Consider the following 24499-nt stretch of genomic DNA (forward strand, 5'->3'; position numbering starts at 1 on the left):
CCGCCCCTGAGGCAGGTCAGTAGCCGAAACTCACAACAAGACGGAACTCAGATCAATCGGATTTCGCGAGACCGTCTGTTGGGAGGATCCAGAGCCAACGCTGCAGGTAAGCTTCCGCCTGCATTGGCCCGTACTCCGCGTCTTCATCGATGAATTCTTGTTCGGTGGGAGGCTCAACAGGAGTCGCCGCTGTTGCAGAGTCGGGCTCAAATCCCCAGAGCGCCAATTCCTTCTGATCGACCTTCAGCCCAAATGGGCGATCTCCCATGGGTGCGAGGTTTCCTATTTTGAAATCGCCGCTCTCGTCGCGATCATTCAGCAGGCTTGGGGCAGCGTCGTGGATCTCTTGGATGGTGCTCGGCCAACGCCCTTCTCGCTGCTGAAACAATCGAGCCAAGATGGCTGTTTTGGCCAAACGCACATGCATGGCGGATCGGACAAAGGCTTGATTCATCGAAACCAAACTCGGCATTGTCATCTCGGTGACTTGAGTGTCCAGTTTCCGCAACCAATTCCTAGATTGAAAAGAAGCCTGCACCGAAGTTTCCAGACTCTCGATCTCCTTGAAAAAGGTGGTCAGATCATCGGTGGGAACAAGCTCCAACCGGTCGTACATGGCCAGCGTCTCCAAGGCGTCGATGGAGTGCCCGCCCGGCAATTGGTACGCAACGGCTTCTTCCCCCAGTTCCTCTAAAAACTCCGTGTCCTCAAACAATGGTAGCGCCCAAGCTCGTTCGCCTATCAAGAATCGTCTGTAGCGAGGTTCAATCTCTTCAAGCCCTTCGAGTTGCTCCAAGACAGCTCGCCACTGCTCACCGTCAAAGCAATCGATTTGCAGCGAGGTTTTGATGGCATTCAGGGCAACATCGAGCATTGCCACACTGACCAGTTGTGAAACTGCAATTGGCTCCTCCTCTGACCCCCGTGAGCTTCCGATTAGGGCCAACACACACTGTCCTGCGTGGTCGAAGTCATCGCGGCGAAGCGCGTCTTCAAACTCCAGTTTCAATAGCCGAACGATGTGTCTTTCCTGGCCCATTCCCGGAAAAAACGCATCCGACTCAATGGACGTCCAGATACCACGACTCCCCACCGCGACCAAATGAATGCGATCAAGAACACGCTTCCATTCTGTCAAGTAGGTTCGGACAGCGTCATCATACGGATAGTCCTGCCCATACACGTAACTTGGAACGTCCTCACCCACGTTGATCCCGATCACGGGAATATTCCGAGATGACTCCTGGAACGCGTCCGATTCGATCTCATCGAGGATGCGTTCCCATTCCCGGCTACGTGATGAATCAATCCGTTCCATGCGGTACTCCAGCAACGACTCCGCATCAATTGGCAAACCGCTGGCAAGCAAATCATTCTTACGATCGGCCAGTTCCTGAGCCGCCGCGTTCTGGCGTGCGAACCACCAAGCCAGCACCAAAAAAATCAGTGATAGCGGCAGGACGAGAAAGAAGAACACCGCCAAGTTTCGCGGGGTCAACAATCGCGCGAGCAAACTCGCCGACAGCTTCGAATCATCTGATGAAGTCATTCTGGCATGGATCATTTCAGAGGAAATCAGCGGTACATCAGGTACTTCGCTCGGCGAGCTTGAAACTCTTCCAACTCTTCTTCGTAGGCCGCCTGCAACTGCTCCACCGAGTGACCGCCAAGGATTCCCTCCGCTGTTTTCTGGCTGACCAACAAACGGTTCAGTGACTTCGTATTCCAGTCGTCGGGGGCAAGTGTCCTCAACGTCACGGCAATGGTTAGCGCCGTTCGCAATGGATCAAACTCAGCCCGCTGAGTCAGGACCACGTTCACCCCGCCACACTTTTCATTGGCAAATTTGCTGGCGTCCGGCGTGAACTCAATTGGAACGAATCTCACCCCGCTCAATCCCTGGGCGTTCAGTTCACGAGCCAATTCCAACGCGTCGATCCAGGGAGCACCGAAGTGTTCGAAAGGTGTGTCCGTGCCACGGCCCACGGACAAGTTGGTCGTCTCCCACAGCCCGATCGCCGGATACAGATAGGCCGCGTTGAGGCTTCGCATGTTGGGTGACGGATTGATCCACATCCGTCCGGTTTGATCAAACCCGGGGCGTCCTGCCCAACCCTCCATCGGAATGACTTGCAGATCCAGATCGAGTTCCCATTCCGCTTGGAACATTTTGGCCAGCTCACCAATCGTCATTCCGTGCCGGACGGGAATGCGATGGTAAGCGATGAACGATTCGCTGCCCGCATCGGTGACTGGACCTTGCACCTCCGTCCCGTTGATCGGATTGGGCCGATCCAAAACAACAAACCGAACATCATTTTCGGCCGCCGCCTTCATCGCGCCACCCATCGTCGAGATGTAGGTGTAGAAGCGAACGCCAATGTCCTGAATATCAAAGACCAGCGTGTCGATGCCTTCCAGCATCTCCGCCGTCGGAACACGAGTCTTGCCGTACAGACTGTGGACCTTCAATCCGGTCAACGAGTCCTGTTGGTCGTCGATATTTGCTTGATCCAACTGACCCACAAATCCATGTTCCGGACTGAACAAAGCGACCAAGTCCACGTCCGTTGAATCGTGCAGCAACTGAACCGTCGAGGCTCCGGTCAGATTCGTTCCCGTGTGGTTCGTGATCAGCCCCACCTTCTGTCCAGCAAGGCTCGAAAAATCATCTCGTTGCAACACATCGATTCCGGCCAGAACTTGCGCGGTCGCGACATTGGGTTGGAAGGCGGAAAGCGTGATCGCAAGCAGACAAATTGCGACGAATAGAGAGGGCATGATTGGTTTAAAAGAAGACATGAGTGGTTGGTGTTTCAGAGTCATTCGTCGAGGAAGGGATATCAGTTGTTCGCTCGTTGCCCAGCCGAGACCAAGCGACTAGCGAGGTAGCCTGCCGTGAAGGTGGTGACCGAGCCGATGATCGCCAACCATGGCCAAGCGACAGACGTTCCAAACTTGATCGCCGTGAGCACAATCATGCCCGAGACCATTCCAATCAGTGCACCACGTTGGTGAGCGGAATTGGTCAGAATCCCAAGCAGGAAAACGCCCAGTAAAATCCCGGCCGTGAAGCCGGCGATAGCGAGTGCATCGCTGATGACACTGCTGGAAAGATAGCTCGCACCGATCCCAATCGCGATCTGGATCAAACCAAAGGCGATGGTCAGCTTGCGACTGACACCGAGCAGGTTGCCAGACGTTTCGTTGTCGGAACGCTTCTCTTCAGCTTCCTTGTCAGCCGATCCGTTGCGGCGAGCGAGCAGCCAAGGTTGGTAGAAATCCGAGACGGCTGCCGAAGCGGATGAATTCAACGAGCTGGACAACGTCGACATAGCGGCTGCGAACACGGCTGCCAGCGTGAGGCCGACCAAACCAACCGGCAGGTAGTCGACAATGAATGCCGCGAAAACTTCGTCATTGTGTTCAAACGCTCGCGGATGGATTTGCGAATAGAAACATGCCAACGCAACACCCAGCAACAGGAACAATGCGAACTGGATCAAGACCACCACGCCGCTGGCAACCACAGCTCGCTGCGCATCCACTGTGCTGCGTGCGGCCAAGTAACGTTGGACAATCATTTGATCGGTCCCGTGAGTTCCCAGCGTCAACACCGCCCCGCCGATGACTCCCGACCAGAATGTGAAAGGCTCCGTCAGCACACTGAATGTCTCGGTTGATCGAACGCGAAAATCAAAGACATGGAAACGCCCGGTCTCCTGACCAAATTCGACCAGTTGCTGCCAATCATTCGGGAAGTAGTTGACCAGGATCTGCAACGACAGCACCCCGCCGACCATGTAAACGACCAACTGAATGCAGTCGCTCCAGATCACGGCTTTGATCCCGCCAAAGAACGTGTAGATGATCGTGAAGACACCCAGGATCACGATGCAGCTAACCAGGTCAACGCTGAGGACCTTTTCCAACGCGATGCCAGCCAAGAACAGACGCAACCCATCGCCCAAGTTTCGAGTGACCAAGAACAGCAACGATGCGAAACGCTTGCTGGCACCACCAAATCGCGTGTTCAGAATCTCATAGGCCGAAAAGATTTCGCCGCGGCGAAACAGAGGCACCAACACCACCGCGACGATCAAACGGCCGATGACCAGCCCCATTCCCAATTGCAAAAAACGCATGTCGCCATCGACCGCGAATGCAATTCCAGGCACGCTCAAGAATGTCGCGGTGCTGGTTTCTGTCGCGACGATCGATCCCAGGATCGACCACCACGGCATGTCACGCCCCCCCAACAAGTAGCCCGCCAAATCCTTTTGGTCTCGGCCAACCCAGAGACCAAAGGCAACCATCGCAAGCATGTAGATGACCAGGACGGCGAGGTCAAAGGAGCTGATAGCCAAGTGTCGAATCTCGTTTGCTGAAGTCCATCGGTCAAAGTGAATCCGCCCCGCCTCACCCGTGCGGCTACCTTACTGTATTTTGTTGTGACGAGGTATTTCGTTGTAACAAGGTTTGTTGCGGTCAGGGAAACACTCATGCGAAACCATTCACCATGCTGAACCAGTTGAATCAATTGACCACGGAAGCCAGCAACCCGGCCTCTGCCCAGATCGATTCCTTGTCCGCGTTGCAGATCGTTCAGCTCATCAATTCACAAGATGCCTTGGTCGCGGAGGCAGTGAACACGCAAGCCCAGCAGATCGCGGAGGCGGTGGATGCGATCGCGGACAAATTCCGATCCAACGGGAGATTGATTTATCTGGGTGCCGGCACGTCCGGTCGCTTGGGAGTGCTCGACGCCAGTGAGTGCCCACCGACGTTTCGAACCCCACCCGAAATGGTCGTCGGTGTGATCGCGGGAGGCCCCGAGGCTCTGACCCGTGCGATCGAAGGGGCCGAAGACCATCCGGAATATGCCGAGCGTGATTTATCGAACATCAAGCTGTCCGAAAACGACGTGTTGGTGGGGATCGCCACCAGCGGACGCACGCCCTACGTCATCGGCGGTTTGAAATACGCCCGGTCCGTTGGCGCTGTCACGGTGGGGCTGAGTTGCAATCCGAACTGCCAATTGCGACCGCTTTCCCAGATCATGATCGCACCGGTTGTCGGTCCGGAAGTGGTCAGCGGTTCAACTCGATTGAAAGCGGGCACAGCGACCAAGATGGTGCTGAACATGCTGACGACCGGTGCCATGATTCGGATCGGCAAGACGTTCGGCAATCGCATGGTCGACGTCCGTGCCACCAACGAAAAACTGGTTGCCAGGTCGCGGCAGATGTTGTCTGAGATCGTTGGGATTTCAGCGGATCAAGCCGAACAATTGCTGCAACAATGCGACGGCGAAGTGAAGACCGCAATCGTCGTTCACATGAAAGAGGTTTCGCCGCAGACCGCACGTCAATTGTTGATCGACGTCGACGGACACCTCAGTCGCTTGCTCGCGTCACCATCCAAATGAATGCGTCAGACGGACTGATTTTGGGAATCGACGGGGGCGGCACCAAGACCGTCGCTTGGTTGGCGAGATGCAACTTCACCGCCAAAAGCGATCTCTCAAACACGATGAAAATCATCGGTCGAGGACGTTCGGGATCGTCCAATGTTCGCGGCGTTGGCTTCGAGACGGCGTTGGATCATTTGAATCAGGCGGTCGAGCGAGCCTTCACAGATGCGGAGCTTTCCCAAGTCACCGTCGAGAGTGCTTGCTTGGCACTCGCGGGTGCCGGTCGAGATGTTGAACAACAACGCATCCGGTCTTGGGCCGACCAATGTCAACTGACCAGCAAATTAACGGTCATCGATGATGCATTGCCAGTGCTATATGCCGCCTCGTCAGACGGGATCGGAATCGCACTGATCGCGGGCACCGGTTCGCTGGCACTGGGTCAGAATGCAAATGGTGACAGGTCGCGATGCGGCGGCTGGGGAAGCCTGCTTGGCGATGAGGGCAGTGGCTACCAAATTTCACTCGCGGCATTGCGTGCAGTTGTTCGCGCCGACGATGGACGCGGACCAAGCACACAACTGCACGAACGCTTGCTGGACCATCTTGGAATCACATCGGCCAGTGAATTGATTCCGATCCTTCATGCAGACCCCAACAACCGAATCATGATCGCCTCGCTCGCGCCACTCGTCTTTGATGTAGCTGGTTCCGGCGATCGGGTTGCGATGCAGATCATTGATCAGGCATCCACAGATTTAGCTGAGATGGTGCACACACTGGTCGATCGGCTCGGCATGACCACTCGACCATGCTCGTTAGCAGGCACCGGCAGCGTGCTGATTCATCAACCAGCATTCACGCAAAGCGTCTGTGACAAGCTGGCCGAATCAGGAATCAAAACGACATACCATGCAATACCGGAGTCAGTCGCCGGCACGCTGGTGATCGCTGCGGGTTTGAATCGGGCTTACTGAAACAGCGAGCCCGATCGATCACCAGGCACCGCATTCGGGCTCGTGTTCGTCTTCAACGCCCAAGCGGGTTTTGAATTGCTGGAACTTGTCGTACAAGCGTTCGCTGCTGCTGTGCACGTGTTCGGCTTCGGTGACAAACTTGATCGAGTCGTCTGGGTAGACATCGGAATTGATCAGCGTTTGACGGAATCCATCCAGTGGTGTTCCGTAGGCAATCAACAGCTTGTGTTCATCCAGCTGGACTTCCTGTTGCTTGGCCGTGTTGATGATTGCGATTCCGGTGCAACCGTCGTTTAGCAACACGTCTTCGAATTCCATCAAGATGCTTTTCAGCACCGGCACGTCGATGTGTTCCCGGTACAGATCTTCGTGTTGCGAAGAACTGTGATGGCTGGTTTCCAAGACGACATCGACAACACTGCCCAGTTGATCGATCAGATCCAAGAACACATCCATCAAAATGGGTTTGGATGCGGCGGCCATGATCACCGGGGTGGTAGACCCATTGGATTCGTCGACGTATTTGTCGTATCGGAATCCCTGACGTGGCGAAATCTGCACGTCGTAGGATGGTCGGATGGCGTCAGTCAATTCAAACATGCCATAGGTTTTGATCCCCATGTGAACCTGCAACTCTTCGTCGGAAAGACGCTCGAAGCTGCCAGGTGCGGATGTTGGAATCGCGTCGTCCTGTGCCGTTGGACGAAGGATGCGTTTGAGAAAGCCCATTTGATTGGTAATTTTCGACGCGTTTGTGATGTCGACACCAGGGTGGAAAAGATTGCCTGAGCCGGTCCACCGCTGCGACTGGTGAACACACAAAGCTAGGTCACGCCTCGAACAAGAGCCCACAACACATCCAGAACCGCTCAAAACTCACCGAATGCCTATTGTGCCGGCCCCCCAAGCGTTTCCACCGCTAGGACCGTCACAACCGTTCCGCTCAAGGTGCTGCCAAATGGCCAACAGGTGAACAGAACCCACCGAAAGCGGTTGACACAAAAGCCAGGGAGTCGACATTGGTAGGTCAGCGGTATTCAGACGCCGTCAATCTCAAACACGCTTCTTTGAAAACGCTTTCAGGCGGCTGGTCATGATGGATCGAACAGCATTCCGGCGGGCCTTGTCCCGTCTCCGAATCTCTCGCGCAGGTCGTTCATCATTTTTTCACGATGAATTTGACTCAGAAGGAACTCCCGTGGTGGAACCTCGACGTCGAGAATCGCTGAAGACTTCGCTGATCACACTGTGTGTGGCAGTGACCTTGGCCCCATTGGGATGCGACGTGCCGGATCGGTACGACATCGAGACGTTCGAGAAACCGGCACCGTGGCACCCCGAGGCATCGTCTTCGTTTGCTTCTCAAGCCAGCAATACGGCGCGACCGAGTTCAGCCGCCGATGCGATGCGTCAATCCGGAATGCCGGAGATTCTCTCACCGGGTCAGTCGCCATCCGACACGATGGAAACGATCTCCGGAAAACCTGCGTCTCGGCCCTCCGAAGGTGCGATCAAAAACCAGCTCGCCGACGAATGGGAGACCTGGCAAGTTCACAGCCTCCGATCAACGATTCTCGGCGGCATTCATGCCAAGTCCACTCGCACCGTCGACAACCAGATCAAGGTCGAATTGGAAGAACAAGGCTTGACCTATCGAGGCATGTTGCAGATCCTCGAATCTAATCAGCAGACGTTTTGGCACGATGCCAATGGCGATCTCAAAAAAGTGGACTGCACGTTTCGACGCGGGCCGATCGAATCGCACCGAACCATCGAAATCACACCGAACGAAGTGCAGTTCGTCGATGATCGACTGGTCAAGACTCAGAAGAAGACGTTGCGGATCAACTCGCCATTGGGCGGACCATTGCACGTTTACCAAACACTGCGCCGAAAGCCGCTGAAAGAAGGCGAGACTCGTGAAGCCAGAGTCTTGCTTCCCATCTTGGGTGAAGTCGCAACGCTTCGTCTTCAACACAACTCACTCGCATCACCCTCGGTGTTGACTCCGGCTGGCTTCCAAGAGGTCGTGTTGCAGGAAGCGTCGTGCTTGTTGTCGCTCGACCCCAAACGTCAACGAGAAAGCGTTTATTGGTTTGACGATCAAGGTCAGGTCCAGCTCTACCACGTCTCCAACGAGCAGCGATTTTCGTACGGTTGCAAAGAGTCGCAATACAAGTTGCTGGGACAAGAATTCCTGAGCCAGGACTATCCGATCTCTCTTCAAGTCCAGGGCAAACCACTGGAGACTGAATCCAGTCTGCTGGCGGGTGATCTCAGACAGGTCGGCTACAAAATCATGTGGGCCAAACCGCCCGCACCCGAGTCAGTTCCCGCGGGCGATGAAGAAGCGACTGAACCAAAATCGGAAACGCCACCTGAGGAAGAAGACAAGCAGATTGCATTGGCACCGCGACAGTATCTCCAACGCGGCGGCGACGGTGTCGAACAGAAATTGATCGTTTCGCGTGTCCCGGTTCCCAAATCAAAGCTTCGCGACCGCTTTGACCAATTCGACGGTGACAGCACGCCGGCGGATTTGGCGGCGACTTCCTTGTTGGACTATCGGTCCGCCACTGTGCGTCGCATCGCCAAGGCGACCGCCAACAGCCCCGACTTCACCACGGCTGAACGAGCGATGGAAATGAACCGCACGGTTCACTCTCTGTTATCGTTCGAACCGCTCTCGCAAGGCATGCGATCGGCCAGCCAGATCGCTGACTCTTCGACCGCGGACAGCACCGAGCAGTCGATTTTGTTGATGGCTCTATTGCGATCCGCGGGCATCCCAGCTCGGATGGTGATGGGTATTCGTCATCAAACGGCCGACCACATCTCACCGACGCAAGACTTGGCATTGCCGTTCCAAACTCGTGCCCGTTTGCCTGATGGCAACCGCTTTGTCTATCACGCTTGGGTGGTGGCCAAAGTCGACGATCAATGGATTTCGTTGGACCCTGTCGTGGGCTCCGAAACCAAACCGGATTGTTTGGCGATTGAATCCACGGACATGAAGGACATCGAGCCCATCGAGTTGGTCGAGGACTTCATCGACAAACTTTCGCGAATGCAGATCAGCATTTACGCCGTCATTCGCGGTGCTTGATCAAACCATGTGGGCGCATAAAAAAACGCCCCGGAGAAGGTTACCCTTCGCCGAGGCGTTTTGAGGTCACGTCTGTTTGACGCAGTGGTCTACTTTCATCAAGTGAACAAGTTCACTCAGCGAACGTAGCTGGCACTGGCCTGAATGACGCGACGATTACGGGAAATGCTTGCACTTGGATCTACGATCGGTGCTGGTGGCATTGGAGCTGCTTGAGGAGCAGCAACAGGTGCGGCAGTAGGAGCAGCGTAGGTCGATCCACATCCGCATCCGGTGTCACAAGGAGCTGCGTCGCAGCCCATGTCACAGCAGCTGCTCTTCTTGCAACCGAGGTTACCGAAGAGTTTCTTCAGCAAGCCACCTTTGCCGACGCTGCAGCAACCGCTATCGCAGCAGGTAGGTTCGCAAGAAGCGACTTCGCAACCGCAAGCTGGTTCGCATGCTGAACCGCAAGGCGATCCACAGCCGCAATCAGCAACTTCGCAACCACAAGCTGGCTCGCAAGCGATTTCGCAAGGAGCTTCGCAGCAGCTGTTGCAGCCTTTGCCGCCGAACAACTTGCTCAGCAAGCCGCCTTTGCCAATGCTGCATCCGCTGTCGCAGCACGAAGGTTCGCAAGAAGCGATTTCGCAACCACAAGCTGGTTCGCAAGCGGTTTCGCATGCAGGTGCACAGCCACAATCAGCGATTTCGCAACCGCAAGTTGGTTCTGCACAGCTGTTGCAGCCGCCCAACAAGCCACCCTTCAGCAAGCCACAACCGGAGTCGCAACCGCCACAAGGGGCTTCGCAACCACAATCGGGTTCGCAAGCAGGAGCACATCCGCAGTCGCTGTCGCAACCACCGCAAGGTGCTTCCAAGCCACAAGTGGGCTCGCAAACAGGAGCTTCGCAGCAAGCTGTTGAGCTGCCGCAGCCTTTCATGCCGAGCATGCGATCAAGCAAGTCAAAGCCGAAGCCTTGCGTACAGACCGAACTCGCCACGACCATCGTCAATGTTAAAATTGTCCGCTTCATCGGAGATTATTCTCCCTCTCGAGATTGTTGCGGGAAGTTGTCGGCAGTGATCCATCACTTGCGATTTTGCAACCTCACCGTTGAATCGGTGCCCTTGGGGACACGGTCGTCGGACGAAGTCGCCGACGATCAAGTCCCGAGGTGAAGACTTCAGAACACAAACCGAACCAGGTGCGAGCACCCAGCCCGCTGACTTCGTTCAGTTCTGAAATCCATTTCGATTCGTGCCAGAATGCCTGGCGACGGTGTTGTCAAACCTGTCGTTCAGTGGAGAAACATCTGCCAGATACAGACATCCGCTGTCTGCACCTCTGGGTCACCCGAGTCGCCTGAGTTGTGTTCGAGCCAGCCACGCCGGGAGCGTCACAGGCCCGACTCATGCGGTCGGACAACAAACGTATCGGCGACACCTGGGGTTCAATGCAGTGGTTTGGGTGTTTTTCGGCAGCTTGTTAACGTTTGCGGCTTACGGAATTTCAGCCCGGTTATTCGGCGGGTGCGGGTCGTCCCGAACAATCCTCTGGTACGATGCATGCAATCGATCCAGACTGACAAAAACCCCCTCTGACGACCAGAAAACAAGCTCAATCCGAGCGTTTTTCCGTGTGGAACCGCCAGCCATGAAACCCGGCCCAGAACTCGGTACATCGAGGAATCCAGCGACGCCCCCGCCAGCGACTCAGCCTGAGATCGTGGATTTGACTCTGGTCGAACCAGTCGAATGCCCCTGCGGGTGGGCTCGGCGAGCCTTTGCGGCTTCACCCGATTTCCCCGGCACGCTTCACCTGACGCAAATCAGCCTCGATGCCAAGTCGCATTACCACCGCGATCACACTGAGATTTATGTGATTTTGAAGTGCGACGAGGATGCGGCCATCGAACTCGACGGCCAACTCCACCCGGTTCGACCTTTGATGTCCATTCTGATTCCGCCCGGAGTCAAACATCGAGCAATCGGGAAGATGGAAGTTCTGATCGTTTGCACACCAGAATTCGACGCCGCGGACGAACACTTCGGCGATCCCGATGCTGACAGGCCCTGAAACGCGACTGTCCCGTGCATCCGCGACGCAAATTCGGGGGTCTTTGCCGTTGATAGGCCTTTCAAACGCGGAGAAATGTCCGACTTGCCAGCTTTTACTCTTTTGAGCATTCGAGGGGATTGCACGCGACGGGTGCCGGCACGCTAAAATCATTTCAACTAGTACGATTCGAATTATCCTGTCGTACCGCTGCTACCCCACCCCATCCCTGCCCTGCCCCACCGGAATCCTTGATGTTCGCGACGTTGCGCCGCTCAGTCACTTCGCCACACTCCCTAAGGACCTCACAACAACAGGATCGCACGCCCCGCGCCGTCGCTTTGTTGCTGTGTTTGATGGGTTGCATGGGCGTGACCCTCGGATCCAACACCGCCCACGCCCAAGAAAGCGGCAAAACAGCGGATTGGACTTACTGGCGAGGTCCCAACTTCAACGGGACCGCCGACGCTGAAAACCTGGTTGAAGACTGGGATTCCGAAGGCGGCGAAGGAAGCAACCTGCTGTGGAAACGCGACGACATCGGTACTCGCAGCACACCAGTCGCGATGAATGGTCGGCTGTACACGATGATGCGTTCCAATCCAGGAACGGACACCGAAGGCGAGAAAGTCGTTTGCTTGGACGCTGAAACGGGCGAAACCCTCTGGGAAAACGCCTTCAACGTCTGGATGTCCGATGTTCCCGACACACGAGTTGGCTGGAGCAGCGTTGTCGCGGATCCAGAAACTGGGAACGTCTATGCCCTGGGCGTTTGCGACTTGTTTCTCTGCATCAATGGCGAAACAGGCCAAACCGTCTGGAGCAAACCACTTCACGAACAATTTGGAATGCTGTCGACCTACGGTGGTCGTACGAACTTCCCCGTGATTCACGAAGACCTCGTGATCATCAGCGGCATCATCATCAACTGGGGCGAAGCAGCCAAACCCAACCACCGCCTCATCGCGATGGACAAACTGACCGGAGAAGTCATCTGGTTCAGCGGCACCAAGGATTTGCCCAATGACACGACTTATTCCGCTCCCACGCTGACCACGATCGAAGGCCAACGGCAATTGATTCTGGGTACGGGCGATGGAGCGGTCTGGGGCATCCAACCTCGAACTGGCAAACCGCTCTGGCACCACGATCTTTCCCGTCGCGGAATGTTTGCCACACCTCTGGTGGACGGCAATCGGGTCTACGCCAGCCACAGCGAAGAGAACATGTCCGGCAGTTCGATGGGCGCGGTCGCCTCCGTCGAAGTTGGCGGAACTGGCGAAGAAACTTACGGCAAAGAAGTATGGAAGCTCGAAGGTTTGGTCGTCGGCCGCAGCGCTCCTGTTGTCGTGGACAATCGTCTGTACGTGGTCGATGACCGCTGCAAACTTTGGATCATCGACACCGAAACCGGCGACTTGATTGCTGAACGAATCGCGATCGGTGACCGCAAACAATGGCCATCACTTTTGGTCGCGGATGACAAGCTTTATGTCCTGACCGAAAACGGTCGCTGGGCGATCCTTGAAATGACCGACGACGGCGTCGAGTTTCTTAACAAGGGTCGAATCCGCAACGAAGCATTCCATTCCTCGCCCATCCTGGCCAATGGCAACCTGTATTTCCAAGGTGCGTCAGCTCTGTACTGCGTCGGTTCACCCGAATCGAAGCAGAAACCACTGGTTTTGGCGGAGCAATTGCTCGGTGAAACGGACATCGAAGAAAACCCTGAGCCCGCTCAATTGCTGATCACCCCTGCAGAAGGACTGCTGCATCCGGGTCAAACGATGGAGTTGTCGATTCGATTGTTCAATCGTCTCGGACAACGTCTGGCTGACCCAGCCAGCTCGGACGTCACGTTCAGCGTCGAAGGTCCGGGCTCCGTCGAAGGCAACGTCTTCACCGCCAATTCCGACGTCGCTCACACAGCGGCAACCATCATCGCAAAAGTTGGAAGCGTTTCCGGCAGCACTCGAGTTCGCATCGTCCCCGAACTGCCTTGGGCATTCAACTTCGATGAATTGAACGATCCACCTCTTTCGTGGGTTGGTGCTCGCTATCGCCATGTCATCCGTCCGGTCGATGGCTCGCCCGCTCTGGTCAAGATCAGCACGATCCCCAAGGGAGCACGCAGCCGTGCTTGGATGGGATCCAGCGAACTGAAGAACTACACCATCGCCGCCGACGTTCGCGGCAGTCGTGCCAACGATCAACTCCCTGACATTGGTTTGACCGCGCACGGTTATGTCTTGGATCTGATGGGCAACAGCCAACAGCTGCAAATCCGATCCTGGTCACCGCAATTGCGAATGGCCCAGACCGTTGATTTTCCTTGGAAAGAAGACCAGTGGTACCGGATGAAATTCCGAGCCCAAATCGAAGGCAGTGGCGACGACGCGATTGCCGTGCTGAAAGGCAAAGTTTGGCCCCGCGGTGAAGACGAGCCGGCTGACTGGACCGTGACCGCGGAAGACAAAATCCCTGTTTTGTCAGCCAGCCCCGGTTTGTATGGCAATGCGAAGGTCGCGGAACTTTACATCGACAACTTGGAAGTCACCCCCAACGAGTGATCGAATCGGCGCGGCCGGTTCGCCCGTCACGTCCATCGTCACTGACCTATTGAACTCCCTCCCAACCAGCAGCGAGATCGCGAACCTCCAACTTTCGCGATCCGCTTCCAACACCCAACGATCCCTCCCTCCAAAAAACAATCATGGCTCGCTCTGAATTTTCTGCTTGGTGCTTGATGCTTGGCTCAGCGATACTGGGCACACTGACAACGGTTCTTTTGAGCGGTTGCCAGCCACCTGTCCCGTTGAGCACGGCCACGCTGGTCGCAGCGGCCGCGAATGAAACGGTTGTCGCCGACGTTGACACATCGAAGTCGGATTCCGGTTCGCCTGCCGACGTGAACGAATTCATGGCTCCTGCCAAAGTCATGGAGTCCGGTGAAGATTGGCCACAGTGGGGCGGCACCCGCGTTCGCAACAACGTTCCCAACGCGAAGAACTTGCCTGAAAGCTGGAACATCGGCAAATTCGATCGTCGTTCGGGCGAATGGGACGGATCCAAAGCCGAAAACGTTCGTTGGTTCTCCAGCCTCGGCAGCCAAACCTACGGCAACCCAGTCGTCGCTGACGGCCAAGTCTACGTTGGCACCAACAACGGCAACGGCTACCTAAAACGCTACCCCAGCAACGTCGACCTCGGATGCTTGCTCGCATTCGACCAAGAAGACGGAAGCTTCCTTTGGCAACACAGCAGCGAAAAACTGATCACAGGTCGAGTCCACGACTGGCCTTTGCAGGGCATTTGTTGTGCACCGTTGGTTGAAGGCGAACGACTTTGGTTCGTTACCAGTCGCGGCGAGGTCCGTTGCTTGGACACCCAAGGATTCCATGACGGCGAAGACGACGGAGCAGTCCAAAACGAAGTTGCTCGAGTGGGCGATTTGATGAACAGCGGCGAAGGCAGCGACTACGAAGATTCGCTCACTTCACTGAACCAAGGTGAATTGACCGAAGCTTTGACGCAGGTTCTGACAGACGCTGGAAGCGATCCTGAAAGCGACATCGAGATCAAAACACTCGCCGAAAACAAATCATGGACCGCCAAAGGCAAGTTTGGTGGCGTCGAGCGTTCGCTGGCGATCAAACAACTCGGACCTCGCATCTCGATCTTCAAGACGTTGTCAGTGGACGACAAACAAGACGCCGATGTGATCTGGGTCTTCAACATGATGGATGAACTCGGGGTCAGCCAACACAACATGTGCTCCTGCAGCGTCACCAGCTATGGCGACTTGCTGTTCGTCAACACCAGCAACGGCCTCGACGAATCGCACATCAACTTGCCCGCTCCGGAAGCCCCCAGCTTCATTTGCATGAACAAGAACACCGGTGAAGTTCTGTGGACCGACCAGTCCCCCGGCGCCAACATCCTTCACGGTCAGTGGTCGTCGCCTTCAATCGAAGTCCTCGGTGGCGTTCCACAAGTTCTGTTCTGTGGCGGCGACGGATGGTTGTACAGCTTCAAAGCTGATGGCGGAAAAGATGGTGCTGGCGAATTGCTTTGGAAGTTTGACTGCAATCCGAAGGAATCAAAATGGATCCTGGGCGGCGAAGGGACTCGCAATAACCTGATCGCGACCCCGGTCGCCTACGACGGCTGGGTTTACATCGCCGTCGGGCAAGACCCTGAACACGGCGAAGGCGAAGGTCACCTATGGTGCATCGACCCAACCAAGCGCGGCGATGTCTCGCCTCAATTGGCGGTGAAGATGGAAGGCGACAGCCGCGAACCGATTGATCACAAACGCATTCAAGCGGTTGAAGCCGAAAAGGGAGAGACCGCAGTCGACAACCCAAATTCTGCCGTCATTTGGCACTACTCGCTGGCTGACCAAAACGAAGACGGGGAAATCGACTTCGAAGAAGAAATGCACCGCAGTTGTGGAACGGTCGCGATCAAGGACGACGTCCTCTACATCGCAGACTTCTCTGGGTTGGTCCACTGCTTGGACGCCAAGGGGAACGACGACGGAACTCCCATCGTGCACTTCACCTACGACATGTTTGCCCAAAGCTGGGGCAGCCCGTTGATCGCTGATGACAAGGTTTACATCGGTGACGAAGACGGAGACGTTTGCGTCTTCGAATTCGGTGCTGAGAACAACGAACCAATCGAAGAGATCAACATGGGAACCAGCGTCTACAGCACAGCCGTCGCAGCGGATGAAACAATCTTCATCAGCACAAAGGACAAACTATTCGCGATTGGCAAACCTCGCTGAGTGACTTCAGCGTCCGAGACCTTCACCTGGCGTTGCCACGACGAACCGTGAGCGACGCGTTGATTTTTCAACACGGTGTTGGAACAGCCGAAAACGATTGATCAGATCAACGATTCGCCACCGAGTTCAAACTGGACCGGTGGCGATACTCGTTTTGACGCGAGTTGATTCGGCTAAGAACTTGCCTCGGAACCGGACGCGAAACTACGCGTCTTGATCGAGGTTCTGCTCTTCGGAATCACGGCGTTTGGGTGTTGGACGATCCACCACATGCTCTTCACGGCGTCGCGAAGTTTGTGGGTCTTCGTTCTCGCTACGCTGCGAGACTGGTGAGACCCGATAGGTCAAACCGTGAAGCGTGTGGACGTACGGCATCGAAATGGGAGCGAACATGGGTGTCGTCTCGTTCAAAAGGTCGGTGGACACGAAAGCCTAGCTCTCTAACCCTTCCTTTCGACGTTCCCATCACGTCGTGATTTGGCAAAAGCGACATTTCGTCACAAGCCAAGGTCCGCTTGGTCCGATTATGCAGGCTCCGGAGCACGCAACGCGACCCAGAGCAACACAAAACACGACCAAAGCGAATCTCGACGACCTTAAAAAAGATTCAAGCTTCGCCTAGGTCAACCAACCTACAGTTGAAGCCCGTCCAGCAGATCAGCGGCGGCTTCGCTTTTGTTCAGAACGTAATAATGGATCCCGGGGACACCATTGTTCACCAGATCAATTGTTTGCTGGCGAGCGTGCTCGACGCCAACGCGGAATTGATGCTGAGTGTCTTCCGATTCCGACATCGCCGATTCCAGTGATTGTGGAATCGCTGCCTTGCACATCGAAGCGATTCGTTTCGCCTGCTTGAAATTGGTGACCGGCAGAATGCCCGGAACGATCGGTACTTCAATTCCGACCTTTTGGCAGGCGTCCCGGAACCGATAGAAATCGTCGTTGTCGTAGAACAACTGCGTGATGACGATGTCGGCGCCCGCGTCGACCTTCCGTTTCAAATTGGTCAGATCGGTCTCAAAGTCCACCGCCTCCTGGTGCGTTTCGGGATATCCAGCGACCGCGATCCCCAGATCGCTGAATCGACCTCGAATCAATTCCACCAATTCATTCGCGTATTTCAGACCACCGTCCGTCACCTCAAACTGCGTTGTGCCTTTGGGTGGATCTCCACGCAACGCAACGATGTAATCGACTCCGGTCTGGCCGGCCTCGGTGAGGTAACCCTCCAGTTCTTCTACCGTCGAACCAACGCATGTCAGGTGTGATGCAACGGGCAACTTTGTGATTTGCTTGACCTTTTGCAGGACTTCCAGCGTCGTCCCGCGGCTCGAACCACCTGCGCCATAAGTGCATGTGAAGTACTTCGGGCTGAACTGCATCAACCGCTCGACGTTTTTGCAAAGCAGATCCACACCCTCGGAGGTCTTGGGCGGGAAAAGCTCAAACGAAATCGCACAATCGGTGGACTGATAGACAGAAGCCAGAGTCATCGAACAAATCACAAAAGAAGAAAAAGCCGCGAGACCGCATCAATTGCAGAATCGCTCGAAACACTGCGAGAGATTGGTCGGCCAAAGACACTCGGCCCGCCAACGTCCAATCGCACAGGAACCGCGACAGTATAAACACCGGCCCGTTCTACGGAACCGAGAGTCCTGTCAGGAACGAACCGAAGCGGGCGAACTTTACCGTTTTTTCTTCACGTTTCCCTATCAAACGCCACTGACAGGCTCGAACGATCAATCAACTAACTCCACACGACCAGGATCCATTCGGCTTGAATCACGATCACTGCGTCAACGAGATGACTCAAGAAACAAACGATTCAGGGCGTTGAGCTCCCGGCCACTTGTCCGCCGCGGCGGTGCCCGAAACGATCACTCCCTTCTTTTCCCAACCCAGATACGCGGTCACGTCCGCTGGACAATATCGAAGCGTCAGACCGCAACGTCTGCGATCACTCTGGTTGGACGCCGATCCGTGAACCAACAGGTCACTGTGAATCGACACCTGGCCAGCATGGACAGGCGTTAAGCGGTGCGCCCCATACTTCTCCGGTTCACTGACGACTTGGTCCAGGACGTTGCCTGAATCGGAATCGGTCATGTCAAAGTCAATCAGCCCATGTTCGTGAGAACCGGTGAAGACTTCCATTCCACCGTTGTCCAAATCGGCGTCGTCGATCGCCAACCAAACGGTCACCGCTTTTGTTGGAGTCAGCGGCCAATAGCTGGCGTCCTGATGCCAATCGACACGCTTGCCGTCCCCGGGCATTTTGCAGAAGAAATGAGATCCCCAACCGATCACGTTTTCACCCAACAAGTCTGAAACGTAGCTGACCAATTTTGGGTGCTGTAACAAATCCCAAACGCGTGCGTGTTTCAAGTGAGCGCTGCTGATCGAGTAGCTGTCTTTTCCCGCCGCCATCGTCTCTGCCAGCAACGCATCAAAGTACTCACGCAGAGAAGCGGACTCGTTTGCATCGAGGACATCGAGCGGCCCGAGGTACCCATCTCGGTTCCAAGCCTCGATTTGATCGGGGCTCAGCAACTGAGGCGACGTGTTTTCAGTGGGAAAAAAACGGATATCACGTTGAACCGTTTCGATCGACTCACGATCGGGGATGATCGCGAATTGAGAGTCGGAGGAGGAGCCGTTGTCGTTCATGGGAATTGGACTCGGTGAAGGTGCGTGGGGATTTGTTCATTGTCAGCCAGTCCCTCTCCCGATTCAACCCAACCAGCTTGCCGGGGCGCGCCCTCACGATCGTTACAACCGGCTTTGTCCATCGACTTTCTCGTTTGCTCGGATGCCACCCGTCAGGTTGGCGTCGCCAGTCGAACCATGCGAACTAGGGTTGGATGCAACCGTTGCCATCATGGCGGTTGCGACAACTCTTTCCCTCTGTCAGCACCCAAAACGTTCAAACGGTTTGCATCATGTCCATCGCAGCCAGCACACAACCATCACGGAAGGACCGATCCACGACGGTCGTTGACCGCACAGTTCAGTACGGCGTCGTTCGAAAGATTGCCTTCCACTGGATCGTCTTGTTTGTGTGCAACTCCATCGCATTGCTGCTTTGGCTGCGACTCTTCGAGCAACCCGACCTGAGCTGGCAACAATCACTCGAAGACTGCGTTCGACGTTTCCTACCGTTCTTCTTGATCTCGCTCGCACTGATTCCAGCATTCGTTCTGGACACGCTGAAGCTAACCAATCGATTCGCCGGCCCAATCATGCGATTGCGAACGGAGATCCTCAACGCCGCCGAAGGCCGACCGGTCACTCCCCTGAAATTCCGCACCAATGACTTTTGGAAAGACGTCGCCGACTCGTTCAACAGCATGGCTCAACGAACCGGTTTGCTGACAGACTCCGAAGCGGACGCCGCCGGCAGCGAAAACAGCTCATCCACCACCAACGCCTGATTTCAAACCGATGCCTTTACCCAACTCCAAACGAGGGAACGAACATGTTCCCATTCGACGCCCAAGCCGTCGTCGCTCCGGTGTGGCTACGGTTGAATTTGCCGTTTGCTTGCCAGTCTTGATCCTGCTGGTCTTTGGTTCCATCGAAGCATCCAGCATGATCTTCTTAAAACAGTCACTCAACGTGGCAGCATATGAATCCACACGCGAAGCGATTCGTGATGGACGAAGCAATGCTGATGCCGCGGCACGAGCTCGATCGATCCTCGATTCTCGCGGCATCGTCGGCTACCGAATCACGTACCCCAATGGCGAATCACTGGACGCCGATCGCGCTGCTGAGGTCATGACATCGGTGACCGCTTCGAGTGCGAGAAACAGTCCTCTGTTGGGTCGATTCCTCACCGACCGTCAGCTCACCGTCAACACGGTGATGCTGAAACAGTGAGATCGTCTGCCGCCTTTTGAACTTCCGCCGCACGCCTGACTCGCCCCACTTTCAACCGACTCGTCCGGAACTGCATCATGCTTCCCGCCTCCACTTCCAAGTCGACGCTGTCCAGTCAACTTCGCGATCGTTGCGTCGCCGTCGATCTCCGTCAAGCTCGACGTGCACCGCAACGTCACGGGGCGATGCTGGTGCTCATCGCGATCATGATGTTCTTGTTCCTGATCGTCGTCGCATTCTCGATCGATATCGCTCAGATGCACTTGTCGCGAACCGAACTGCGATCCTCGACCGATGCGGCAGCCAATGCGGCCGCAACGACTTTGGCCGACACACTGGATCGCAACGAAGCCGTTCGACGTGGCCAACAAATCGCTCAAGCCAATTTGGTCAACGGACAACCTCTTCTGCTGGCTGATCGCGACTTTCAGTTTGGGCGATCCGAACGTCAAGCCGATGGCAAGTACGCGTTCACCTCCGGGCAAGCCCCATTCAACGGCGTCCGAGTCAACGGTCAACGCACCACTGGATCTTTGTCTGGGCCAGTCCCATTGTTCTTCGGAAACATCACAGGAACATCGATCTTCGAACCCGAAGCATTCGCTACGGCAACCTATGTCGAACGAGACATCACGCTGGTGGTTGACCGCAGCGGCTCGATGAGCGGCAGTCGTTTCAATGATTTGCGAGGCGCCATTCAGATCTTCACCGACTTGCTCGCGACCACACCGGTGGATGAACAAATCGGGCTGGCGTCGTACAACGACCGTGCCAGCGAAGACGTACAGCTGACCGAAAACTTCGCCGAGATCACAAACGCGATGGACGGCCTGCGAACCGGCGGCTTCACCAGTATTTCCCGTGGCATGCAAGCTGGCCAAGCGATTGCACTGCGTGGTCGACCACCCGAATTTGTCGAACGCACGATGATTGTGATGACCGATGGCCGACACAATCGTGGCATTGAACCACGAGTCGTTGCCACTGATCTCGCAGCGGACGGCGTCACGATTCACACCATCACCTTTGGTGCCGGAGCCGACTTTGGCCGGATGCAAGATGTGGCACGAATTGGCGGCGGACGTCACTTCCACGCCACCAATGGCGATCAACTACGAGAGATCTACCGAGAGATTGCCCTGACACTCGGAACGGTTCTGACGGAATAGAACCGCTGACCTCCCGAACTCCCAAACCACTTCCTTGCCGACGAATACCCATGCAATCGCCAACACGTTCTCACCATCGCCTCTCCAAACCGAATTCTCGGCAAGGTGCAGTTGCGGTCGAATTCGCCATCGTCGTCCCGTTGCTGTTCCTGTTCTTCTTCGCAGGTTTTGAATTCATGCGAGTGGCGATGGTTCGCCACACCGTCGACAACGCTGTCTACGAAGGCGCCCGCGTCGGGATCATTCCCGGTGGAACCAACGCCGAAATCCGAGCCGAAGCGACACGCATCCTTGGCACCATCGGAATCGATGAATTCACGCTCGATGTCGAACCAGCGAACATCACCGATGCAACGGAAGACATTACCGTTCGCGTGACTGTGCCGTTGGATCGCAACACCTACGTCCCCGCCCAATACTTCTTGGGTGAGGAGATGCAACGAGAATTGACGATGCGTCGCGAAGGCCGTTAGTTCACTTTCCCAACCGAGTCTTCAAGAACGATTGATACTCCGGTCGCTCACGCCACTCGTCCAGAAACACTTCGTAACGCGAATCGTCGGCCCAAAACTTCGGTTCAGCGTGGTCTGGATTCACGCTGCCTTCGGGATAATCCAATCCCGACACGCTGTCATCGACGGAGTCATTCCATTCGGCCAACCACTCGCTCAAACGCGTTGCAATTTCCGGGTAGTCTCCGGTCACGTCTTTGCTTTCGCTGACATCTTCGTCCAGTTGATACAACTGTTCGCTCGTCACCGATTTCCCCTTCTGCTTTCGCGTTTCGCGAATCAACTTCCACCGGTTGTCGACCACCGCCGAATTGCCGCGAAAACGAAACCCGATCGGTTTTTCGCGAAGCGACACCACAGCCTCACCCACGCCTTGAATCAGAGGCAGCAAGCTGATTCCGTCGACCGGCTTGATTAGAGAGTCATCCGGCAAGTCCAGCAAATCCACCAGCGTCGGCGCGATGTCAGTCGCACAAGCTGGAACCCGACTGATGCGACCCGCCTGAATCTGATCGGGCCAGTGCAACACACAAGGCACGCGCAGCCCACCCTCGTAAAGCTGCGACTTGTGTCCTCGCAACGGAGCCGTCGTCGATGGTTCGATGCCTGACAAACCACCATTGTCACTGCAGAACCAGATCAGCGTGTTGTCCAGCACTCGCAATCGCTCCAACCCTGCTCTCAGAGTTCCCAGACTTCGATCCATGGCCACCAATTCGCCATAGTGATTGCGGGATTCGTCATCCATTCCATCGACGATCTTCTGCAACTTTGCCTTTTCATCCGCGTCCCCGCCCGCGTCGACCAACGCCTGCATGTCGTCATCAGATGCCACAAACGGACTGTGCGGGGTGCCATACCAAACCACCGCGAAGAACGGTTGTTGAGACCGTGCCGATCGTGACGCGAAATCCAACGCTTCTTCCACGATCACTTCGGACGAGTCGCCTTCGAAGGCTTCAAACTTTCCACGCCGACTCATCAACGGATCACGATCAAAGAAATTGGTGACCGACAACCAAACATCGAACCCAAACCGCCCGGGATGGAATCGATCCTCGCCCAAAACCGGAACTCCCGGACCGCGAAGGCCGTTGAGATGCCACTTGCCAAAATGCCCGGTGACATAGCCCGCCTTCCGAATCGCAGTCGCGATTGATCGCTCTTGATGTCGCAAAGCATGACCATGCGAAGGCACGCCGGTTCGCTCGGGTGACCGCCCCGTCAACACACTCGCTCGTGTCGGCGAACAAACTGCTGAGGCCGCATAAAACCGATCCAGACGCAATCCACCGGATGCCAATCGATCGAGCTCAGGCGTCTTCAGCAACGGATGTTCAAAGTACCCCGTCTGCGCGTATCCCAGATCATCCGCCATCACCAGGATAACATTGGGACGCTTGGCCTCATCGCCAAAAACAACTGGGCTCGTCCCCATGACGCAAACCAGAGTCACGACGCCACACAACCATTCACTCGACCTCAATGCCATGCTCGAATCCCCGAATGAGTCCACAGCGTCCGCCTTCGATGCCGATCCACCGCGGAACCGTCATCCGATTTCGCCGACGCAGACAGCGAAAACAGTTGCCCATCATAGGCTCTCACTCACCAGTTTTCTTGGTTCAACCAGGTCGATGAGCGTTCAAAAACTCGATCGCTCGCTGCAGGGAATCTCCTGAGAAGAATTGCTTGCCGCCGTGGCCTGCACCCTCGTGCTGGATCAATTCCACGTCCAGACCAAGTGGCTCGTACAATTCAACCATCCGTTCGCTTTGATCCAACAGAACCGTCTTGTCCGCTGTTCCGTGAAAGATCAATAGCGGCGGGTCATCGGAAGACACATAGGCTGCCGGGCTGGCCAATCGTTCCATGGATTCTGGAACCTTCCCGTCTTTGCCGCCCAGCAACGCGTAGCTGCCGGACTGATCCGTGTACGCTCGCTCGGGTTGAGTCTTCCCTCGCAAGACGAAATCGGATGGGCCGTAGTAGTCGATCACGGCCTGCACACGAGAAGATTGATCAAGGTTGCCACCGATCTCGCTTTCCAATTCAGCAATGTCGCCTGACGTTCCTAACAACAGAGCTAGGTGACCTCCAGCGGAGCTGCCCGCCACCGCGATCCAGTCCGCGTTGTAGCCATACCGTTCCGCATTGGCTCGCAACCAACGAATCGCCGCTTTGCAATCGTGAACCTGAGCCGGGAAGATTGCCTCTTTTGAGAAGCGGTAACTCAGACTGGCCAGTGCATATCCTTTTTCAGTCACTTCCATCAGCTTCGGGTTCCGCCGCGATCCATTTCGCCATCCACCGCCATGAATCCACACCACAAGAGGCGGAGGCTGTGACATGGCCGGAACAAACAAGTCCAACTGAATCTGGCGATCTTCCTCGCCTTCGATCTCCGCAAAAACCAGGTCGCGATGCGCCACCACCGAATTCGCTTCCTCGGCATAGCCGGTCTTCTGCGCCATCAACAAACACGTGACAATGAGCAACCATGGACGGTGAATGCTTCTCATCATTGTGTTCCCGGTTGATGATGGTGGCCCAAGGCCATGCGTCGGCACAGCTGGACGACTCATCATAGCCGCTTTGCGAGCTCCA

General features: G+C 55.7%; 20 protein-coding genes. 11 read left to right on the top strand and 9 right to left on the bottom strand.

Features of this window, described 5'->3' with window-relative positions; translation table 11 throughout:
* Nucleotides 1-52: 52 nt before the first annotated feature.
* Genes CEE69_RS22640 through CEE69_RS22650 form a run of 3 tightly spaced genes read right to left on the bottom strand, consistent with a single transcriptional unit; the run spans nucleotide 53 to nucleotide 4367 of the window.
* The gene (locus CEE69_RS22640) at nucleotides 53-1549 is read right to left on the bottom strand and encodes a hypothetical protein (RefSeq protein WP_099262893.1); all 1497 of its coding nucleotides are present in this window, start codon (nucleotides 1547-1549) and stop codon (nucleotides 53-55) included.
* 26 nt (nucleotides 1550-1575) lie between these two features.
* Entirely contained in the window at nucleotides 1576-2802 is a 1227-nt protein-coding gene (locus CEE69_RS22645) for an exo-beta-N-acetylmuramidase NamZ family protein (protein ID WP_099262894.1), read from the bottom strand.
* A gap of 41 nt (nucleotides 2803-2843) precedes the next feature.
* Nucleotides 2844-4367, bottom strand: coding sequence for a sodium:solute symporter (locus CEE69_RS22650; RefSeq protein ID WP_099262895.1), 1524 nt, complete (start codon nucleotides 4365-4367; stop codon nucleotides 2844-2846).
* A 152-nt stretch (nucleotides 4368-4519) separates the two neighbouring features.
* On the opposite strand from CEE69_RS22650, the gene murQ reads away from it, so the two are divergent.
* Together murQ and CEE69_RS22660 are read left to right on the top strand one after the other, a co-directional pair.
* The gene (gene murQ / locus CEE69_RS22655; protein ID WP_099262896.1) at nucleotides 4520-5428 is read left to right on the top strand and encodes an N-acetylmuramic acid 6-phosphate etherase; all 909 of its coding nucleotides are present in this window, start codon (nucleotides 4520-4522) and stop codon (nucleotides 5426-5428) included.
* A complete protein-coding gene (locus tag CEE69_RS22660) occupies nucleotides 5425-6390 on the top strand; it encodes an N-acetylglucosamine kinase (protein WP_099262897.1) in 966 nt (321 codons plus the stop codon). The genes murQ and CEE69_RS22660 overlap by 4 nt, the downstream gene beginning before the upstream one ends.
* 18 nt (nucleotides 6391-6408) lie before the next feature.
* Here the strand turns inward: CEE69_RS22660 and CEE69_RS22665 are convergent, their stop codons facing one another.
* Nucleotides 6409-7119 (bottom strand): hypothetical protein, encoded by a 711-nt coding sequence (locus tag CEE69_RS22665; RefSeq protein WP_099262898.1) that lies wholly within the window; start codon nucleotides 7117-7119, stop codon nucleotides 6409-6411.
* A 556-nt stretch (nucleotides 7120-7675) separates the two neighbouring features.
* On the opposite strand from CEE69_RS22665, the gene CEE69_RS22670 reads away from it, so the two are divergent.
* The 5 genes from CEE69_RS22670 to CEE69_RS22690 all read left to right on the top strand — a co-directional run bounded on the left by CEE69_RS22670 (nucleotide 7676) and on the right by CEE69_RS22690 (nucleotide 16326).
* Entirely contained in the window at nucleotides 7676-9496 is a 1821-nt protein-coding gene (locus tag CEE69_RS22670) for a transglutaminase-like domain-containing protein (protein WP_390179996.1), read from the top strand.
* 300 nt (nucleotides 9497-9796) lie between these two features.
* Nucleotides 9797-10657 carry a hypothetical protein gene (locus CEE69_RS22675; RefSeq protein ID WP_233215531.1) on the top strand — a complete coding sequence of 287 codons (861 nt, stop codon included), beginning with the start codon at nucleotides 9797-9799 and terminating at the stop codon, nucleotides 10655-10657.
* Between the two features lie 475 nt (nucleotides 10658-11132).
* Nucleotides 11133-11555 carry a cupin domain-containing protein gene (locus CEE69_RS22680; RefSeq protein WP_099262900.1) on the top strand — a complete coding sequence of 141 codons (423 nt, stop codon included), beginning with the start codon at nucleotides 11133-11135 and terminating at the stop codon, nucleotides 11553-11555.
* Nucleotides 11556-11899: 344 nt separating this feature from the next.
* Nucleotides 11900-14104 carry an outer membrane protein assembly factor BamB family protein gene (locus CEE69_RS22685; RefSeq protein WP_315852540.1) on the top strand — a complete coding sequence of 735 codons (2205 nt, stop codon included), beginning with the start codon at nucleotides 11900-11902 and terminating at the stop codon, nucleotides 14102-14104.
* A gap of 143 nt (nucleotides 14105-14247) precedes the next feature.
* Nucleotides 14248-16326 (top strand): outer membrane protein assembly factor BamB family protein, encoded by a 2079-nt coding sequence (locus CEE69_RS22690; RefSeq protein WP_099262901.1) that lies wholly within the window; start codon nucleotides 14248-14250, stop codon nucleotides 16324-16326.
* 204 nt (nucleotides 16327-16530) lie between these two features.
* Here the strand turns inward: CEE69_RS22690 and CEE69_RS22695 are convergent, their stop codons facing one another.
* The 3 genes from CEE69_RS22695 to CEE69_RS22705 form a co-directional block, all read right to left on the bottom strand.
* Nucleotides 16531-16719, bottom strand: a complete 189-nt coding sequence (locus CEE69_RS22695; protein ID WP_233215533.1) for a hypothetical protein — start codon at nucleotides 16717-16719, stop codon at nucleotides 16531-16533.
* A 239-nt stretch (nucleotides 16720-16958) separates the two neighbouring features.
* Nucleotides 16959-17834, bottom strand: coding sequence for a methylenetetrahydrofolate reductase [NAD(P)H] (gene metF, locus CEE69_RS22700; protein ID WP_099262903.1), 876 nt, complete (start codon nucleotides 17832-17834; stop codon nucleotides 16959-16961).
* Between the two features lie 307 nt (nucleotides 17835-18141).
* Nucleotides 18142-18999: a phytanoyl-CoA dioxygenase family protein gene (locus CEE69_RS22705; protein WP_099262904.1), complete on the bottom strand. Its 858-nt coding sequence runs from the start codon at nucleotides 18997-18999 to the stop codon at nucleotides 18142-18144.
* A gap of 272 nt (nucleotides 19000-19271) precedes the next feature.
* On the opposite strand from CEE69_RS22705, the gene CEE69_RS22710 reads away from it, so the two are divergent.
* From CEE69_RS22710 to CEE69_RS22725, 4 genes are all read left to right on the top strand, one after another.
* Nucleotides 19272-19763, top strand: coding sequence for a hypothetical protein (locus CEE69_RS22710; RefSeq protein ID WP_233215535.1), 492 nt, complete (start codon nucleotides 19272-19274; stop codon nucleotides 19761-19763).
* A gap of 10 nt (nucleotides 19764-19773) precedes the next feature.
* Nucleotides 19774-20211 carry a TadE family protein gene (locus CEE69_RS22715; protein WP_233215536.1) on the top strand — a complete coding sequence of 146 codons (438 nt, stop codon included), beginning with the start codon at nucleotides 19774-19776 and terminating at the stop codon, nucleotides 20209-20211.
* 77 nt (nucleotides 20212-20288) lie between these two features.
* On the top strand, nucleotides 20289-21380 hold the full coding sequence (locus tag CEE69_RS22720; RefSeq protein ID WP_099262906.1) for a vWA domain-containing protein: 1092 nt from the start codon (nucleotides 20289-20291) through the stop codon (nucleotides 21378-21380).
* A gap of 50 nt (nucleotides 21381-21430) precedes the next feature.
* The gene (locus tag CEE69_RS22725) at nucleotides 21431-21853 is read left to right on the top strand and encodes a TadE family protein (protein ID WP_099262907.1); all 423 of its coding nucleotides are present in this window, start codon (nucleotides 21431-21433) and stop codon (nucleotides 21851-21853) included.
* Between the two features lies 1 nt (nucleotide 21854).
* On the opposite strand, the gene CEE69_RS22730 is transcribed toward CEE69_RS22725, so the two are convergent.
* Together CEE69_RS22730 and CEE69_RS22735 are read right to left on the bottom strand one after the other, a co-directional pair.
* Nucleotides 21855-23384, bottom strand: coding sequence for a sulfatase family protein (locus tag CEE69_RS22730; RefSeq protein ID WP_233215537.1), 1530 nt, complete (start codon nucleotides 23382-23384; stop codon nucleotides 21855-21857).
* Nucleotides 23385-23517: 133 nt separating this feature from the next.
* Nucleotides 23518-24366 carry an alpha/beta hydrolase gene (locus CEE69_RS22735; RefSeq protein ID WP_233215538.1) on the bottom strand — a complete coding sequence of 283 codons (849 nt, stop codon included), beginning with the start codon at nucleotides 24364-24366 and terminating at the stop codon, nucleotides 23518-23520.
* Nucleotides 24367-24499: the final 133 nt, after the last annotated feature.

This window comes from Rhodopirellula bahusiensis, assembly GCF_002727185.1.
Classification (GTDB): Bacteria; Planctomycetota; Planctomycetia; order Pirellulales; family Pirellulaceae; genus Rhodopirellula; species Rhodopirellula bahusiensis.